Source organism: Glutamicibacter sp. AGC46 (assembly GCF_053543715.1).
Genome location: NZ_JBLVOJ010000009.1, coordinates 177,252 through 193,567, shown reverse-complemented (window position 1 = coordinate 193,567; position 16,316 = coordinate 177,252). Strand labels below are relative to the sequence as shown.

At 61.2% G+C, this 16,316-nt stretch carries 13 protein-coding genes and 1 pseudogene; 4 read left to right on the top strand and 10 right to left on the bottom strand.

Translation table 11 applies throughout. The features are described 5' to 3' along the window. Positions 1-24 precede the first annotated feature (24 nt). From chvE to ACNPM8_RS04020, 5 genes are all read right to left on the bottom strand, one after another. A complete protein-coding gene (chvE, locus tag ACNPM8_RS04040; RefSeq protein WP_448939332.1) occupies positions 25-1,188 on the bottom strand; it encodes a multiple monosaccharide ABC transporter substrate-binding protein in 1,164 nt (387 codons plus the stop codon). A 175-nt stretch (positions 1,189-1,363) separates the two neighbouring features. Continuing rightward, complete coding sequence (gene araA, locus ACNPM8_RS04035) at positions 1,364-2,875, bottom strand: L-arabinose isomerase (protein ID WP_448939331.1); 1,512 nt, start codon at positions 2,873-2,875, stop codon at positions 1,364-1,366. 7 nt (positions 2,876-2,882) lie between these two features. Beyond that, on the bottom strand, positions 2,883-3,599 hold the full coding sequence (locus tag ACNPM8_RS04030; protein ID WP_448939330.1) for an L-ribulose-5-phosphate 4-epimerase: 717 nt from the start codon (positions 3,597-3,599) through the stop codon (positions 2,883-2,885). A 35-nt stretch (positions 3,600-3,634) separates the two neighbouring features. Beyond that, a complete protein-coding gene (locus ACNPM8_RS04025; RefSeq protein ID WP_402697079.1) occupies positions 3,635-5,248 on the bottom strand; it encodes a xylulokinase in 1,614 nt (537 codons plus the stop codon). Positions 5,249-5,409: 161 nt separating this feature from the next. Continuing rightward, on the bottom strand, positions 5,410-6,471 hold the full coding sequence (locus ACNPM8_RS04020) for a LacI family DNA-binding transcriptional regulator (protein ID WP_105656529.1): 1,062 nt from the start codon (positions 6,469-6,471) through the stop codon (positions 5,410-5,412). 307 nt (positions 6,472-6,778) lie between these two features. Here ACNPM8_RS04020 and ACNPM8_RS04015 point away from each other — a divergent pair, with 307 nt between their 5' ends. Beyond that, entirely contained in the window at positions 6,779-7,663 is an 885-nt protein-coding gene (locus ACNPM8_RS04015) for a sugar phosphate isomerase/epimerase family protein (protein WP_105662249.1), read from the top strand. A 28-nt stretch (positions 7,664-7,691) separates the two neighbouring features. Further along, a complete protein-coding gene (locus ACNPM8_RS04010) occupies positions 7,692-8,693 on the top strand; it encodes a Gfo/Idh/MocA family protein (protein WP_105656531.1) in 1,002 nt (333 codons plus the stop codon). A 69-nt stretch (positions 8,694-8,762) separates the two neighbouring features. Here ACNPM8_RS04010 and ACNPM8_RS04005 read toward each other — a convergent pair whose 3' ends face one another. The 5 genes and pseudogenes from ACNPM8_RS04005 to ACNPM8_RS03985 all read right to left on the bottom strand — a co-directional run bounded on the left by ACNPM8_RS04005 (position 8,763) and on the right by ACNPM8_RS03985 (position 14,248). Beyond that, positions 8,763-9,656, bottom strand: coding sequence for an ATP-binding cassette domain-containing protein (locus ACNPM8_RS04005; RefSeq protein WP_105656532.1), 894 nt, complete (start codon positions 9,654-9,656; stop codon positions 8,763-8,765). Positions 9,657-9,675: 19 nt separating this feature from the next. Further along, entirely contained in the window at positions 9,676-10,740 is a 1,065-nt protein-coding gene (locus ACNPM8_RS04000) for an ABC transporter permease (RefSeq protein WP_448939329.1), read from the bottom strand. A gap of 75 nt (positions 10,741-10,815) precedes the next feature. After that, a pseudogene (locus ACNPM8_RS03995) lies at positions 10,816-11,811 on the bottom strand (substrate-binding domain-containing protein). Positions 11,812-12,020: 209 nt separating this feature from the next. Then, the gene (locus tag ACNPM8_RS03990) at positions 12,021-13,034 is read right to left on the bottom strand and encodes a LacI family DNA-binding transcriptional regulator (RefSeq protein ID WP_448939328.1); all 1,014 of its coding nucleotides are present in this window, start codon (positions 13,032-13,034) and stop codon (positions 12,021-12,023) included. Positions 13,035-13,039: 5 nt separating this feature from the next. Then, entirely contained in the window at positions 13,040-14,248 is a 1,209-nt protein-coding gene (locus ACNPM8_RS03985) for a Gfo/Idh/MocA family protein (RefSeq protein WP_448939327.1), read from the bottom strand. 360 nt (positions 14,249-14,608) lie between these two features. Here ACNPM8_RS03985 and ACNPM8_RS03980 point away from each other — a divergent pair, with 360 nt between their 5' ends. Beyond that, on the top strand, positions 14,609-15,349 hold the full coding sequence (locus ACNPM8_RS03980; protein ID WP_332486354.1) for a GntR family transcriptional regulator: 741 nt from the start codon (positions 14,609-14,611) through the stop codon (positions 15,347-15,349). 33 nt (positions 15,350-15,382) lie between these two features. Further along, positions 15,383-16,285 carry a 5-deoxy-glucuronate isomerase gene (gene iolB, locus ACNPM8_RS03975; protein WP_448939326.1) on the top strand — a complete coding sequence of 301 codons (903 nt, stop codon included), beginning with the start codon at positions 15,383-15,385 and terminating at the stop codon, positions 16,283-16,285. Positions 16,286-16,316 lie beyond the last annotated feature (31 nt).

Sequence of the window (16,316 nt, the reverse complement as noted above, 5' to 3'; positions counted from 1 at the left end):
CCCACCGGATTGCGGCCTGGGAGACTACTTGGTCTGGCCGGCCTTGACTTCCTCGGCCGTGTAGTACTCGGAGTCGACCAGCAGGGAGGTGATGTTGTCCTTGACGACGATGTCCGAATCCAGCAGGTAGGAAGGAACAACCTTCTTGCCGTTGTCGTAGGTTTCGGTGTCATTGGCTTCCGGCTCGCCGCCGCCTGCGTAGGACTTCACTGCCTCGACAGCCTGGGTAGCCAGCTTGCGGGTGTCCTTGAAGATGGTTGCGTACTGCACGCCATCGTCGATCAGCTTCACCGAAGCGATTTCTGCATCCTGGCCCGAGATGATCGGCAGGCCGGCCTCGATGGTCTTGCCGTAGCCGGCGTTGGACAGTGCGGTGATGATGCCGCGGGAGATGCCGTCGAATGGCGAGAGGATGCCGTCGATCTTGGTCTTGCCGCCCTGGTAGTGGGCGGTGATCAGGTCTTCCATGCGCGACTGGGCTTCTTCCTGGCTCCAGCGCAGGGTAGCTGCCTGCTCGATCTTGGTCTGCCCGGACTTGACCGTCAGGGTGCCGTCATCCAGGTAGGGCTTGAGGGTATCCATGGCGCCCTTCCAGAAGAAGTGCGCGTTGTTGTCGTCGATCGAACCGGCGAAGAGCTCGACGTTGAACTTGCCCTCCTTGCTGGTGCGCTTGCCTTCCTCATCGGCCAGGCCCATGCCGGTCAGCAGCGAGGTTGCCTGCTGGACGCCGACGTTGTAGTTGTCGAAGGTGACGTAGAAGTCGACGTTCTCGGTGCCGTTGATCAAGCGGTCGTAGGAGATGATCGGGATGTCCTGGTCCGCTGCGGCCTGCAGCTGGGTGGACAGCGCGGTGCCGTCGATGGAGGCGACTACCAGGATGTCGCTGCCCTTGGTGATCATCTGGTCGATCTGCTGCTGCTGGGTGGGGATGTCGTCATTCGCGAACTGCAGGTCGACTTCGAAGCCAGCGGCTTCCAGCTGGGACTTGACGGCTTCGCCGTCGGCAATCCAGCGCTCGGAAGTCTCGGTTGGCATTGCCACGCCCACCTGGATGTCTTCAGGTGCAGTCGACTCGCCTTCACCGGCTCCGCCGCCAGCGCCACCGCCACTGCACGCTGCCAATGCGCCGACCAGTGCCAGCGATCCCATGGTCGCCGCGGCCTTGCGGGTCCAATTATTCCATGCCATCTTTTCCTCCTTGAAAGGTTGCCATATCTGCGAGTGAGACTGGACTCACACTATGTTAGCGCTAACACAGTGATTTCAGCCACCCTCGATGTAAATAAATTAAGATTCCTTACTCATTGGTAATGCACGCCCCGCCACGGGGCGCGCATTACCTGGGCAAGGGTTGTTCGAACCGCTAGAAACCCTGCGCCAAGCGGTAGTAGCTCTGGTTCACGCGAATCTGCTGCGCGAAGTTCCGGCGGGTGGTTTCCTCATCGATAACCAGCAGCTCGGTGCCTGCGATTTCGGCGAAGATCTCGAAAGCCTCGATCCCCGCGGCCGTGGACATCACCGTGTGGTGCGCACCGCCGGCAGCCAGCCAGGACTCGGCGGAAACATTGAAGTCCGGCCGCGGGCTCCACACCGCGCGCGCCACCGGCAGGTTCGGCAGGTCCGCCGGCGGGGTGACTACATCCACCACATTGGCAGTCAGGCGGAAGCGCTCGCGCATATCGGCCATGGACACGACCACCGCACCTTCGGCAACGTCCGCGTTGAAGACCATGCGCACCGGATCCTCGCGGCCGCCGATGCCCAGCGGGTGGATTTCAACCCGCGGCTTGGAGGTGGTCAGCGACGGGCAGACCTCGAGCATGTGGGCGCCGAGGATCAGCTCCTTGCCGGGAGTCAGGTCGTAGGTGTAGTCCTCCATCAGCGAGGCGCCGCCCGGCAGGCCCTCGCCCATGACCTTGGCGGCACGCACCAGTACCGCGGTCTTCCAGTCGCCTTCGGCGCCGAAGCCGTAGCCCTTGCCCATCAGGCGCTGCACAGCCAGGCCCGGCAGCTGCTTGAGCCCGCCCAGGTCCTCGAAGTTGGTCGTGAACGCCATGGCGCCGGCCTTGGCCAGGAAGGCTTCCAGAGCAATTTCCTGGGATGCGGCATAGCGCAGCGACTCGTGGCGGGCACCGCCGGCGCGCAGTTCGGGCACGACGTCGTATTCGCGCTCGTACTCGGCGACCAGCGCATCGATGTCGGCCTCGGCCACGGCCTGGACCGCTTCGACCAGGTCGTTGACGGCCCAGGTGTTCACCGAGACGCCGAAGCGGATCTCCGCCTCGGTCTTGTCCCCCTCGGTCACCGCGACGTTGCGCATGTTGTCGCCGAAGCGGACCAGGTTCAGGTTTTGCACGGCGTTGAAGCCGGCAGCGCTGCGGATCCAGGTGCCCACGCGGCGGGATACGGCCGGGTTGGAGACATGGCCGACCACGGTGGTGCGGGCCGCGCCCAGGCGGGTGGCCAGGTAGGCGTACTCGCGGTCGCCGTGGGCGGCCTGGTTCAGGTTCATGAAGTCGAAGTCGATCGAATCCCAGGGCAGTTCGACATTGGCCTGGGTGTGGAGGTGCAGCAGCGGCTTCTGCAGGGCCTTCAGGCCGTTGATCCACATCTTGGCCGGGCTGAAGGTGTGCATCCAGGTGATGACGCCCAGCACTTTGTCATCCGAGTTTGCTTCCAGCATTGCGCGGCGGATCGATTCGGAGTCCTTCAGGACCGGCTTCCACACGATCCTTGCCGGAACGTCGGCGGACGCATCCAGGGCCTGCGCGACCTCGGTGGACTGCTGCGCCACCTGGCGCAGCGTCTCTTCGCCGTACAGGTCCTGGCTGCCGGTGAAGAACCAGATTTCTTGGGTGTTATATGCCTTGGCCATGATGTCCTTACTGTCCGTAGACGTTCTGGTAGCGCTCGTAGAGCGAGTCGATATGCTTCTGGTCGATCGCGACCGGGTTGCCTAGCTGGCGCGAGATGTGCACGGTTCGCGCCACTTCCTCGCACATCACCGCGGCTTTGACTGCGGCCTTGGCGTCCTTTCCGATAGTGAAAGGACCGTGGTTGCGCATCAGCACGGCCGGGCTGCGGGACTCGCTCAGCGTGGACACGATGCCGCGGCCAATCGAATCATCGCCAATGATGGCGAAGGGGCCTACCGGGATCGGGCCGCCGAATTCGTCGGCCATCATGGTCAGCACGCAGGGAATTTCCTCGCCGCGCGCCGCCCATGCGGTGGCGTAGGTGGAGTGGGTATGCACCACGCCGCCCACCTGCGGCATGTGCTCGTAGGTGTAGGCATGGGCCGCGGTGTCCGAGGACGGGGCGCGGGTGCCATCGAGCAGCTTGCCGTCCAAGGTGCAGACCACCATGGACTGCTCGGTCAGCTCGTCGTAGGCGACGCCCGATGGCTTAATCACGAACAGGTCCGCGGAGCCGTCGGCGATTTCCGGGTGGCGCACGCGCTGCGACACGTTGCCAGCAGTCCAGACCACCAGCTCATAGCGCGGCAATTCGGCGTGCAGGTCGGCAACAATCTGGCGGACCGTGGCCACCTCGTCCTGCATTGACTGCGGGTAATCCGCCAGGATTCGTGGTTGATTCATCGGTTTCTCTTTTCGTCCGAAACTGTGTGCGATGCCTAGATGGCGGTAATGGCGGTGCGCTGAATGGCCAGGCCGGCTTCATAGGTTTCCAGGTAGGCCTCGAAGCCGGCACGGTCATCGGCCTGCGGCTCCGCGAGGCTCAAAGCGGCACCGGCGAAGACTTCGGAATCCAGGAATTCAGGCAGGGACTGCTGCAGGCCATCGAGGACTCGGCGCCGGTACGCTGCCAGGACGGCGATGCCCCATGCACCTCCGTGTCCGGCGCTGTCCCCGACAAGGACGGGAGTGTTGATCGCAGCGGCCAGCAGCCGTTGGGCCACCCCGGCGGTGCGGAAGATGCCGCCATGGGCAAACATCTGCTTGACCTCGACGCCTTCGGCGGCCAGCACGCGCAGTCCGAGGCTCAGCGTGGCGAACATGGCGTACACCTGAACACGCACGAAGTTGGGCAGGTTCAGCGTGGAGTCCGGGGTGCGCAGGATGGCCGGACGGCCTTCGGCAAGACCCGCTACCGGTTCGCCGGAAAGATTGTTGTAGGCCAAGAGCCCCGCACCATCGGCAGCACCCTGAAGGGCCGAACGCAGCAGGGTTTCGAAGACCGCGTTGTCGTCGGCGTCGCTGCCCAGCGCCCGGGCGAACTGCCCGAAGACCTGGGCCCAGGCGGCAAATTCGCTGGCGCCGTTATTGCAGTGGACCATGGCTACCGGATGCCCATCGGGCGTGGTGACCACGTCGATTTCGTGGTGCACTTCCTTGAGCGGCGCGTCGAGGACCACCATCGCGAAAATGGAGGTTCCGGCGGAGATGTTGCCGGTGCGCTGGGCTACCGAATTGGTGGCCACCATGCCGGTTCCGGCATCACCTTCCGGTGGGCACAGCGGGCTGCCAGGCTGGAGCTGTCCGGTGGGATCCAGGAGCAAGGCCCCGGCTTCGCTTAGCGTGCCGGCATCTGCACCGGCAGGCACTGCCGCGGGCAGCATTGAGGAAAGCCCTGCGGTCGCGCCATGCTGGGCAGCCACCGCGTCAAAGGCGGAAAGCATCCGTGCATCGTAGCTGCCGGTGGCTGAATCGATGGGGAACATTCCCGCGGCATCGCCCACGCCAAGCACAAAATTTCCGGTGAGAAGCTCATGCACGAATCCGGCCAGCGTGTTCAGGCGGGAAACTTTCGACACGTGCTCTTCGCCGTTGAGCAGCGCTTGGAAGTAGTGCGCTACGGACCAGCGCTGCGGGATATTGAAGTCCAGTTCCTCGCTGAGCATCGCGGCCGCTTCAGCCGTGGAGGTGTTGCGCCAGGTGCGGAAGGGAACCAGCAGTTCCCGGTCGGCGTCGAAGGCGAGGTAGCCATGCATCATCGCGGAGATTCCAACGGCTCCTAGCTGCGTTGGGCGTACTCCGTGGCGCTCTTGGGCATCTGCCAGCACCTGGGCCATAGAGTCCTGCAGTCCGGCGACGATGGCTTCGCGGGAGTAGGTCCAATTCCTGTTTTCGTACTGGTTCTCCCAGGCGTGGCTGCCGCTGGCAAGCTGCTGGTGGCCGGGGCCGATCAGGCTGGCTTTGATATTCGTTGAACCGAACTCGATGCCCAGCACGGCTTCGCCGTTGCTGATGATCTCGCGGGCGGTTGGCCCGTTGAGCTGTGTTGCCATGAAATCTCCGTTCGCACAGCTCGGTGAGCAGCGCCATAGCCATCGTTTCCTGCTCCACTCGCGAAAAATGCGCTGGCAGAACAAAACCTCGATCCAATGTTAGCGCTAACAATTTGTGATCCGCAATACCGGATCCCGGACTCGGGGAATGTAGCGCTTGGCTAGCGGGCGTTGGGCGGTGCGGTACTCGCCCGGATTACCAGCGTTGGCGCAATCACTTTCGGGACCCTGTCAGCCGTGGCGCCTTCCAGCAATTCCATCAGCGCAGCATGGCCGACATCGCGGAAAGGCTGGCGAACCGTGGTCAGCGAAGGGATCAGGAAATTGGAGATTTGCAGGTCGTCGAAACCGATAACCGAAACGTCATTGGGCACTTCCAGCCCGGCTTCCCAGAAAGCACGCAGAACACCGGTGGCAAGGTAATCATTCGCTGCGAATACTGCCGTAACTTCGCCGGCGCGTATCGGGTCAACCAGACGCTGGCCTGCCTCATAGCCGCTCTGGGCCTGCCAGGATTCAGCTGGCACCTCAACAATCGGGGCCTTGGCTTCCAGCATTTTTTCCCGCCAGCCGATCTGCCGTTCGGTGGCGTCGAACCAGCCGGTCGGCCCGGACACGTGGACGATCTTGCGGTGCCCCAGGGCCAGAAGATGGCCAGTGGCCAAGCGCGCGCCTTCACGCTGGTCGATGTACACGTAATGCGCCGGATCCGCGTCGGGAACCTCGGTGCGAGCGGCCACGACCACCACTGGAATCGTCAGGGCAGCATCATCCAGGGCATCGATCACCTTTTCGAAGGGCGCAACCATCACCACGCCATCAACGCCCTGGTCCACCAGGTGGCTGAGGGCTTCGCTCGCGCTGTGCGCGTCATAGCGATCCAGTGCGGTAACGGTCACGAAATATCCCTGCGCACGGGCAGCGGCCTCGATGGCCAGCACGGTGGATTGCGGTCCGAAGAATTCGCTGCCGATGGTCAGAATGCCGATAGTGCTCGAGTGCGATGTGGCCAGTGCCCGCGCGGCTCGGTTGCGGCGATAACCCAGCTGCCGGATGGCATCCAGCACCTGGTCGCGGGTTCCCGCCCTGACGTTTGGATGGTCGTTGAGCACGCGGGAAACCGTCTGATGAGACACCCCAGCCAAGGCCGCCACATCCGCCATCGACGGGGGCCGGTTTCCTGGGCGCCCTTCACCGGGCTGAGCAATGTTCACAACGGTCATTATTGCAAACACCTTCGAAACAGCCACTGTCGCGGGCGAATATCCAGTCAATCAGCGAGCCGGATTACTGCATTCCCTTGAAGGTATATAACGCACTTTCGCCTTGAACCATTGAAAAACCGGTGATGAACAGACGTATCCTGCACTCGCAGACCAGCCTAGAGGCGGCTCGGAAAAAACTCATGGAGAATATGCCCGGGCGTATTACTTTCCGGGGAGCAGTGGGCATATGATCTTGGAAGCACCTTTGTACTGACAACTGTACATTTCGTTTCCACGCATGCATTCCACACGCCAAGGAGGACCAATGGCAAAACTGTCCATGAATGTCACAACAAGTTTCTACGGGAATGTTGCCACCGACATTGCAACGGCACGGTCGGCCGGATTCGGCGGCATCGAGCTGCAAAGCCCGAAACTCTATCGCTATCTTGATGCCGGCTTTTCTGTGCACACGCTTCCAGAAATGCTCACGGGCCTTGAAGTGACAGGAATCGGCGCAGTCCTTGACCTTGAACGCCAAGGCACCGCACGGGATGACATGCTCCGGGAAGTCAGGCGGATGGCCGAAATCGCCACAGTGGTCGGCGCACCGATCCTGCAAATGTGCACCGGGCCAGTGGACTGGAATGTGGTCAAGGATTTCAAGTCCGGAAAACTCGCAGCATCTGATGATCGCTACCGCGGGACACTCGGCCTCTCGGAACCGGAGGCCATGGCCATTGCCGCCGATAATGTATCTGCTGCCGCCGGGATCGCCGCAGAGCACGGGCTGGAGATCTACTTGGAACCGCTGGCTTGGTCGAATATCAATCGGTGTCGACAAGCCCTGGAAATTATTGAGCGTTGCGGTCGCGAGAACGTCGGCATCGCCTTGGACACCTGGCATTTCTGGACCGTCGGGGACACCTTGGAAGAAGTGGCCGCGTTGCCCAAGGAACTGATCAAGGCGGCCCATATTTCCGACGGGTTGGATCTGGATCGGCGCCATGAGGTTCCGGCCCAGGACGTGCACCGCAATGTCGTCATCGGCGGTGGCGCCATCCCATTGCAGCAGTGGGTGGACGCGATCAAGTCCACCGGCTATGACGGCTGGTGGGTTTCCGAGATGTTCTCTGACCGCGCCAATGAGCACGACTTCCACAAGGTTGCCAGCACCATGCGCAATCTTCTGGACATCATGGTCTCCTGACTTCAACCAACTTCACGAGGTGCCTTCAATGCAAAGATTCGCCCTGATCGGCGCCGGCTTCATCGGCTCGGTGCATGCACACAACTTGGCCGCACACCCGGAGATCGACTTTAAACTGGTCTACGACATTGACCCTCAGCGAGCTGCTGCTCTGGCCTCGCGACATGGCGCCAAGGCAGCAGCAACGCTCGACCAGATTTTCGGCAATGACGGCCTGGACGCAGTGTTCATCGCGTCATCAACGGATTCCCACGCCCAGAACCTCCGCCTTGCAGCCGATGCGCGCCTGGCGGCTCTCGTCGAAAAGCCAATCGACCTCGACTTGGAAACGGCAAAGGCGACGGTAGCCTACGTTGAACGTTCAGGAATCAAGGCCATGGTCAATTTCAACCGGCGCTTCGATCGCGCTCACGCAGAGCTCAAGGAGCTCGTGCACTCCGGGCGAATCGGCGATCTGGCTTTGCTCCAGTTGACTTCGCGTGGCCCAGCATTGCCACCACTGGATTACCTGAAAAATTCTGGCGGCCAGTTCCGCGATCAGGCCGTGCACTTCTATGATTTGGCACGCTGGATATCAGGCCAGGATCCCCTGCAGGTGCACGCCTTCGGCTCGGCCCTGTCCGCCCCGGAGATTGCGGAATTTGGCGATGTGGACACTTCGATCAGTTCGCTGCAGTTCCCTAGTGGAGCGATGGCCCAAATAGATTGTGTGCGCCATACGAATTACGGCTATGACGAACGCATCGAAGCGCTGGGGTCTGAAGCCATGGCCGCATCTGAACGGCAACCCTCGGGGCACGTCAGCCTGTTCCAGGGGCAGCACGCGCAATCCCACGGGCTGCACGGCAACTGGTTCGACAGGGTCCAGCCAACCTATGCCGCCAGCTTGGGAGCCTTCGTTCAGGCACTGGACGAAGACCGGGAAGTACCTGTCACGTTGCGTGAGGGGCTCAAATCCCAGGCCATCGCCCAGGCCGCGGTGCGTTCCATCGCTACTGGCCATAGTGAAATGATTGACTACTCGCTCTAAGCACTGGGACAGCTAAGGCCTGGGCTTCTTCACCATCGCGAAGAAGCCCAGGCTTTAGCTGCGGTTGGGTCAGGCTGTTGCTTGAGAGTTCGCGCCCGCCTCTGCCTCTGCCAGCTCTTCATCATGTCCACCAAGCTGTTCAAGCTCATGAGCCAGTTCAGCGAGTTCAGCGCCACCGGCCATCTGGGCGGTCAGCTCTTCGACGGTGATTTCCGACTTCGAGTAGTACCCGATTGAGCGGCCGCGTTTCAGCAACAGGAACGAGTCCCCTACCGGATACGCGTGATGCGGGTTGTGCGTAATGAAGATGACACCCAACCCGCGGTCGCGCGCCTGGAGGATGTAGCGCAGCACCACGCCGGACTGTTTGACGCCCAAGGCGGCGGTGGGCTCATCGAGGATCAGGACCTTGGCTCCGAAATATACCGCGCGAGCGATGGCTACGCATTGGCGTTCACCGCCGGACAGCTGGCCGATCGGCTGCTCGACGTCACGCAGATCAATGCCCATGTCGGAGAGCTCCTGCTTGGTGATGTCCTTCATTTTCTGCACATCAAGCTTCTTGAACGGCCCAACCCCGGTGGTCAGTTCCGAGCCGAGGAAGAAGTTGCGCCAGATCGGCATCAAAGGAACGACCGCCAGGTCCTGGTACACCGCGGCGATGCCGGCATCCAGTGCGACGCGGGGACTCTTGAGCTTGATGGCCGAGCCATGCAAACTGAACTCTCCTTCATCGTGCTGGTGCAAGCCGGCGATGATCTTGATCAGCGTGGACTTGCCGGCGCCGTTATCCCCGAGAACGCAGGTGACCTTGCCCGGATCCACCACCATGTCAACACCGCGCAGGGCGATGATGCTTCCGTAGTGCTTGCCAACTCCCTTGAGGGTCAGCAGGTTGTCGCTGATCTTGGGCTCGAGCTTCTCGAGCAGGTCTTCGGTCTTCTTATTCTTGCGAGTCTTCATGATTTTTGTCCTTGGCTTCCTACTTGCTGGATTCCGCACGCTTTTTCACCACGATGTTGACCACCGTAGCCAAGAGCAGCATCAGGCCAAGGAAGAACTTGAACCAGTCCGGATTCCATTCCGCGTACACGATGCCCTTGTTCGCCATGCCGAAAATGAACGCCCCGATAGCGCCGCCAATGGCTGAACCGTAACCGCCGGTGAGCAGGCAGCCGCCGATGACCGCGGCAATGATGTAGAGGAATTCATTGCCGATGCCTTCGCCGGACTGCACCGAGTCAAAGGCGAAGAGGTTGTGCATGCCCAGCACCCAGCCGCAGAATCCAACGGCCATGAAGAGTCCGATCTTGGTGCGGACCACTGGAACGCCGACGGCGCGAGCGGCCTTCTCATCCCCGCCTACGGCGAAGATCCAGTTCCCGATCTTGGTTCGGAGCAAGATCCAGGAAGCGATGATCACCATGGCGATCCAGATGAACACGGTGATCTTGACGTCGATCCCGGCGATATTGACTGAAGAGGCAAAGACCGCCTTTGCGCTCTGGAATCCTTCAATATCCGCAATAGATGGAGAGGACACCGAGCCGCCAATGGCTCGCGTCAGGCCCAGATTCAGGCCGGTGAGCATCAAGAAACTGGCCAGCGTCACGATGAAGGATGGCAGCTTGGTCTTGATCAGGATGATTCCGTTGATGAAACCGATCAGCAGCGAGACGACCAGGGCCAAGGCAATGCCGACCCAGACGTTGAGACCGAAGTACCAGGAGATCATCGATGCACTGAGCGCCGAAGAAATGACGGCCACACCGGTGGATAGGTCGAACTCGCCACCGATCATCAGCAGTGACACGCCAACGGCCATGATGCCGATGGTCGAAGCCCCATAGAGGACGGTGGCCAAGGATGCGGGAGCCAGGAAGACCGGAGCGACGGCGGCGAAGAATACGAAGAGGGCGATGGCGCCCACGAGAGCACCGATCTCCGGACGGCCCAGAAGGATAGACAATGCGCTTTTCTTGCCGACGCGCTCGTCCAGAGCCGGAGATTTTCTCTTTTGAGAGGGTGAAGCTGTTATAGATGACATGGGATTTCCTCCGTGTCCAGGCTGCGCGCCGGATCGCCGCTACCGGCAGATCAGGCGCGCGCCGAGGGGATGTGGCTAGCGGACGCCTTCTTGGGCGAAACTGGTAATTTGCTCAGCGACGGCTTTGTCTACAACAGCCGGGCCGGTCAACGTCGCTTGTCCACCGCCGATGGTGAAGCCGCCACGGTTGTTCTGCCACAGCGCATCAACTGCCATGTAGCCCTGCAACCAAGGCTGCTGGTCAACGGTGAACATCACATTGCCCTTGGTGATTTCTTCAACCAACTGCGAGTTCATGTCGAAGGAAGCTACCTCGACCTCGGACTTCGCCGTGGCTTTAGCCTTGAGCAGTGTCATCGTGATGGGTGCGCCCAGGCCGATGATCGCGTCGGCTTGCTTATCGGCTTGGAGCTTTGCGGTTGCCGTTGATTCAACCTGGGTCATGTCAGTGCCCTGCACGTAGAGTATTTCGGTGTCTGGGACGATTTTCTTCACGCCGGCACAACGTGCTTCAAGCCCAACGTGCCCCTGTTCCTGGATGACGCATATCGGCTTCTTGATTCCCGCCTCCTTCAGCTTTTAGCCAGCGGCCTGGCCTGCAAGCTGCTCATTGGAACCGAAGTGGGCAAATGCTCCGAGATCCTTGAATCGGGCTTCACCGGCATTCAAGCTGACAATGGGGATCCCGGCATCGGCAGCCTTGCCTAGCGCTCCAGCCATGGCGTCGGGCTTGGCCAGGGTCACGGCGATGCCGTCGACGCCCTGGTCAATAGCCTGCTCGATCAGCTGGGACTGGCGTCCGCCATCAGGATCACTCAGATACTGGAGTTCTACGTTGTCCTTGGCCGAAGCTTCTTCAGCGCCCTTTCTAAGAATGTCCCAGAAGGTATCTCCTGGAGCCGCGTGGGTGATGACCGCGATTTTGATGCGGTCAGTAGCCGCCACCGCACCGCCACCGGCATTGCTTTCCGGTTCCGGTGCACGCCCGCCAGTGGACGAGCAAGCCGCCAGCCCCAATGCTGGAATGATGGCGAGCGTGATTGCGAGTTTGCGCCAAATTGGCTTTCCCATATTCGTTTCCCCTTCAGGAATCCCCGGCGCACCCCGATTGTCCCCTGGGGCGGGCCGCCTTAACAAGATGTTCCGTGACTTGAATCACAAGATGCCTAAAGTGTGCGTGACGAAAAGCGATCCGTCAAGACTTTGTTAAGACATAAGGATGTGAAGACGAGTAATTTGCCGACCTTGACAAGCACGGCGAAACGCCGCTTTCACAGGGTTCAACGGTGCAGCTGCGACGAGGAGCGCACGATAAGCCGCGGTGGAATCATCAACTGACGTGCAAATTTTCCTTGCGGATTCCGCATCAATTGGAGCAGCAGCCGCACGCTGCTGCGACCGAGATCTTCCGAATCCGAGCCGATGCTGGTCAGCGAAATTCTTCCCAGCGACGATAGGGAAATATTGTCGTAGCCAGTCACCGCCGCAGACACGCCAGCCTCATCCAGAGCCTGCAGCGCCCCAATGGCGGAAAGATCATTGAAACAAGCCAGCGATTCAGGCCGTGCCCCCGAGGCCAGCAACCGCGCTACGGCTTCATGCCCGGCCTGAATCGTTGGCCCGGCTTCCACCACCTGTACATGCTGGCGCAAGCCATGGCGCAGCATCGCCCGATGATAGGCAGCTTCGCGCGTCGCAGAAACCGGACCAGCGCCACCGGCTATATGGGTAATCCGCGCATTTCCGCAATCGACCAAGTGGTCAATCACCAAACCGAAGCCCTGCTCATCATTAACCGAAACCGCGCCAGTGCCTGATTGGGCCTGGCGCCCGCCGCCAACAAATACAGCGGGAGTCTCACCCAAGGCGGCTTCGAAGCTGACGGCGTCATCGGCTGATCCGACGACGAGAATTCCGCTGACCCGCAAATCGCGCAAGGTCTGCAGTTCCGCGGGCCCAACGCCCTGCCCGTCGTGGATCGCGGCCGCACTGAACAGCACGTCAAGCCCTGCTGCTTGCAACTGTTCGCGAACCACTTCCGCGACGCTCAGAACCCAGGGATTATGCAGTTCCCCCAGGACGACGCCAATGGCATGCCGGTTCTCGGCCGAAAGCGAGCGCGCTGCCAGGTTGGGCTGATAGCCCAACTCGCGGATGGAGTCCTCGACCAGCGAACGCCGCATCGAACTGACCTTGCTAGGATCCGAGAGCACCAGGGAGACCAAGGATTTTGAGACCCCGGCATGCTTGGCGACGTCCCGGATCGTGGGGCGGCGGCGCGACGAGTCAGGCATGGCGGTCAGTATTGCACACTCGCAGCGCGCACCGGCTCATCCAGCGCCTGCCACGTGCCGCTTGCGGCAGATGCTTCGGCCGCTTCGACCACTGCGGCTGCCGCCACCGCATCGGCGATGGTGGAGTTCGTTTTCTCTCCACCGGCGACAGCCAGCAGGAACTTCTTGGCCTCGATGGTCTTGAGGTCGTCAAAGCCCATCGCGTTCCCTGGGCCTGGCTGGAACCGGGAGTATTCGCCATGCTTTGGCGAGCCGATCACCGTCGTGAATCCCTGCTCTTCATTGTCTCGACCGAGCACGACTTCCAGTTCATTCATGCGTTCAAAATCCCACTTGACCGAACCTTCCATGCCGTAGATTTCCAGTCGGTAACCGCACTGCGGTCCCACAGCCACCCGGGATGCCTCGATAGTTCCGATCGCGCGGTCCGCCACGCCTTCTGGGCTGAAACGCACCAACGCTGCGGCGTAGTCCTCATTCTCGACTTCACCTTGGTCACCGCCTTCGATCAGGTCGAAGTGCGTGCCCTGGCCCATGGATAGTTTCGGCCGGGACGGAATCATGACATTGGTGGATGCGGAAATACCCTGGATGGGGCCGACAACATGGCTGCATAGATCAGCTGCATGGCTGAACAGGTCAGCGAGCACCCCGCTGCCGGCCAGCTCCCGGTTGAAGCGCCACGACAGAGCGGCCCGGGGGTCTGCCGCATATCCGGCAAGGAAGCTGGCGCGGACATTCGTGATGGATCCCAGCCGGCCTTCTTGCACCAGCTGGCGGGCGCGTGCGATAGCTGGCGCATGCCGGTAGTTGAACCCGACCGAGGTGACCACGCCATTGCGGATGGCGGCTTGCTCGATAGCCTGCGTTTCGGCCAGGCTTCGGCCGGCGGGCTTTTCGATCCAGAAGTGCTTGCCGGCCTCTGCTGCGGCGATCGCCATGTCGGCGTGCAGGAAATTCGGAGCGCAAATCGAGACGACATCCACCTCGGGATCGGCTAGCACCTGGTGGTAGTCCAGTGTTCCGCGCTCGAAGCCCAGTGTCGAGATCGCGAAGTCGACTCGCGACTGTTCGGTGTCCGCGGCTATGACCAGTCTTGGCTTGATGCCCAGCTCTGGATAAGCATAGGGCACCGAACTGTAGGCGCGAGCGTGCAGCTTGCCCATCCAACCCACCGAGATCAGCCCCACGCCGATGCTGCGCTGTTCATTCATGATTTTCTCCTGCCTGCGGCGTTTAACGCCGTGATTCCCTGTGGCCGCCGTGGCTCGCCTCAGGTCTTGGACCGTTCCAAAAAACCATATGTGCCACTAGAATCCTCGGGCAATGGAATCTGCCGAATTTTTTATCAGGACAATTGGACAATCCAACCTGTTGTCCAATCCCCCTTGTCGGACCGCATGTCTGACTCAAACCCCGCAGTTGGCAACGCCGCTGGGGATCACCAACTAGCGTGGAGAATGCTTTGGAACGAATGGAGTTCCAGCCAAAGGATGCCCAAATCGTGAACTTTCATATATAGTTTGTCCTGTCAAAGCGACATATCATGACAAAGTCGTCGGCAAGGAGCAACTGTGAGCACACCACTGAGCATCAAGATCGACCGATCTTCGCCCATTCCCCTCTACCACCAGGTAGCGCAAGGCATCGAAGGCGCGATCCGCGACGGTTCGCTGGCCTCGGGCACTCGACTGGAAAATGAAATCGAGCTGGCCCAGCGGCTGCGGCTTTCACGGCCCACCATTCGCAAGGCCATGGATGACCTAGTCCAGTCCGGCCTGCTGGTGCGCAAGCGCGGTGTGGGAACGCAGGTTGTTTCCAGCCAGATCCGCCGGCATCTTGAGCTGTCCAGCCTGAATGACGACCTTGAGCGCGCCGGGAAGAAGCCTTCTACCACCCTGCTCAGCTTCGAGCACATTCCCGCTCCGCCGGAGATCCAGGATCTTCTTTCGCTGCCCAAGGACGTCTCTGTCTACCACTTCACCCGGCTGCGTTCTGCCGGAGGCAGCCCGCTGGCCCTCATGGAGAACTGGGTTCGCGACGACATTGTCGAGCTGGACGAAAAGTCCTTGCAGGCCCATGGCCTCTACGAGCTCCTGCGCGAAGCAGGGGTGAACTTCCGCCTGGCCCAGCAGCGCATCGGGGCCACGACCGCAGATGAAGCCCAGGCCAAGACCTTGGACGCAGCGGCCGGTTCGGCCCTGGTGACCATGCAGCGCACCGCGGTGGATGACACTGGGCGCAACGTGGAAACCGGCTCCCATGTTTATCGAGCAGACGCCTACAGTTTTGAAATGACCTTGGTGCAACGCTAGGCACCTGTCCCCCGCCGTCGAAAGGATCGACTGATGACCGATTGGATTTACCCTGCAGGTTCGGCCGCTAACCGAGAATGGAGCATCTCGCTCGGTGCCCATGACTCAGCCGTTTCCATAGACGGCTGGGCACACACCGGACTCAAGGTAGCTGAGCTGGCCCCTGGCCAAACAGTTGAACTGGAGGCCTGCAGCGAAGAACGGATCGTGGTCCCGCTCAGCGGCGAATCATTCACTGTCGCCATGGCAGGAACCGAACATGTTCTCAAGGGTCGCGAATCAGTCTTTGCTGGACCTGCTGATGTCCTCTACACCGGCATCAACACGGCGCTGTCCATCAGCTCCGCCAAAGGGGGCCGGGTCGCCGTCGCGCTGGCCCCGGCCAAGCAGTCCTACCCGACCCGGCTGATCAGGGCAGAAGAGACCCCTGTGGAGCTGCGCGGCGCAGGAAACTGCTCCCGCCAGGTCCACAACTTCGGCACCCCGGCCGCCCTGGAAGCGGACCGATTCATCGTCTGCGAAGTCATCACTCCGGCGGGCAACTGGTCTTCCTACCCTCCGCATAAGCATGATCAGGAGAAGGAAGGCGAAACCAGCCTCGAGGAAATCTACTACTTCGAGACGCAGCTAGCCCAGGGCATGCCCGCCGAGGCGGCAAGCGATCCCATCGGCTACGCGCGCGTTTATGCTTCGGATGAACGCCCCATCGATGTAAATGCCGAGGTCCGCACCGGGGACGTTGTCCTGGTCCCCTACGGCTGGCATGGTCCGGCCATGGCCGGGCCGGGATACGACCTCTACTACCTGAACGTCATGGCCGGCCCGGGGCGGGTGCGCGATTGGCTGATCAGCGATGATCCCCACCACGGCTGGATCCGCCAGACTTGGGATTCGCAGAGCATGGATTCGCGCTTGCCTTTCGGCGCTGGCGCGTAGCTTCTCGGAACGCACGCCAAGTGGCGGGGGG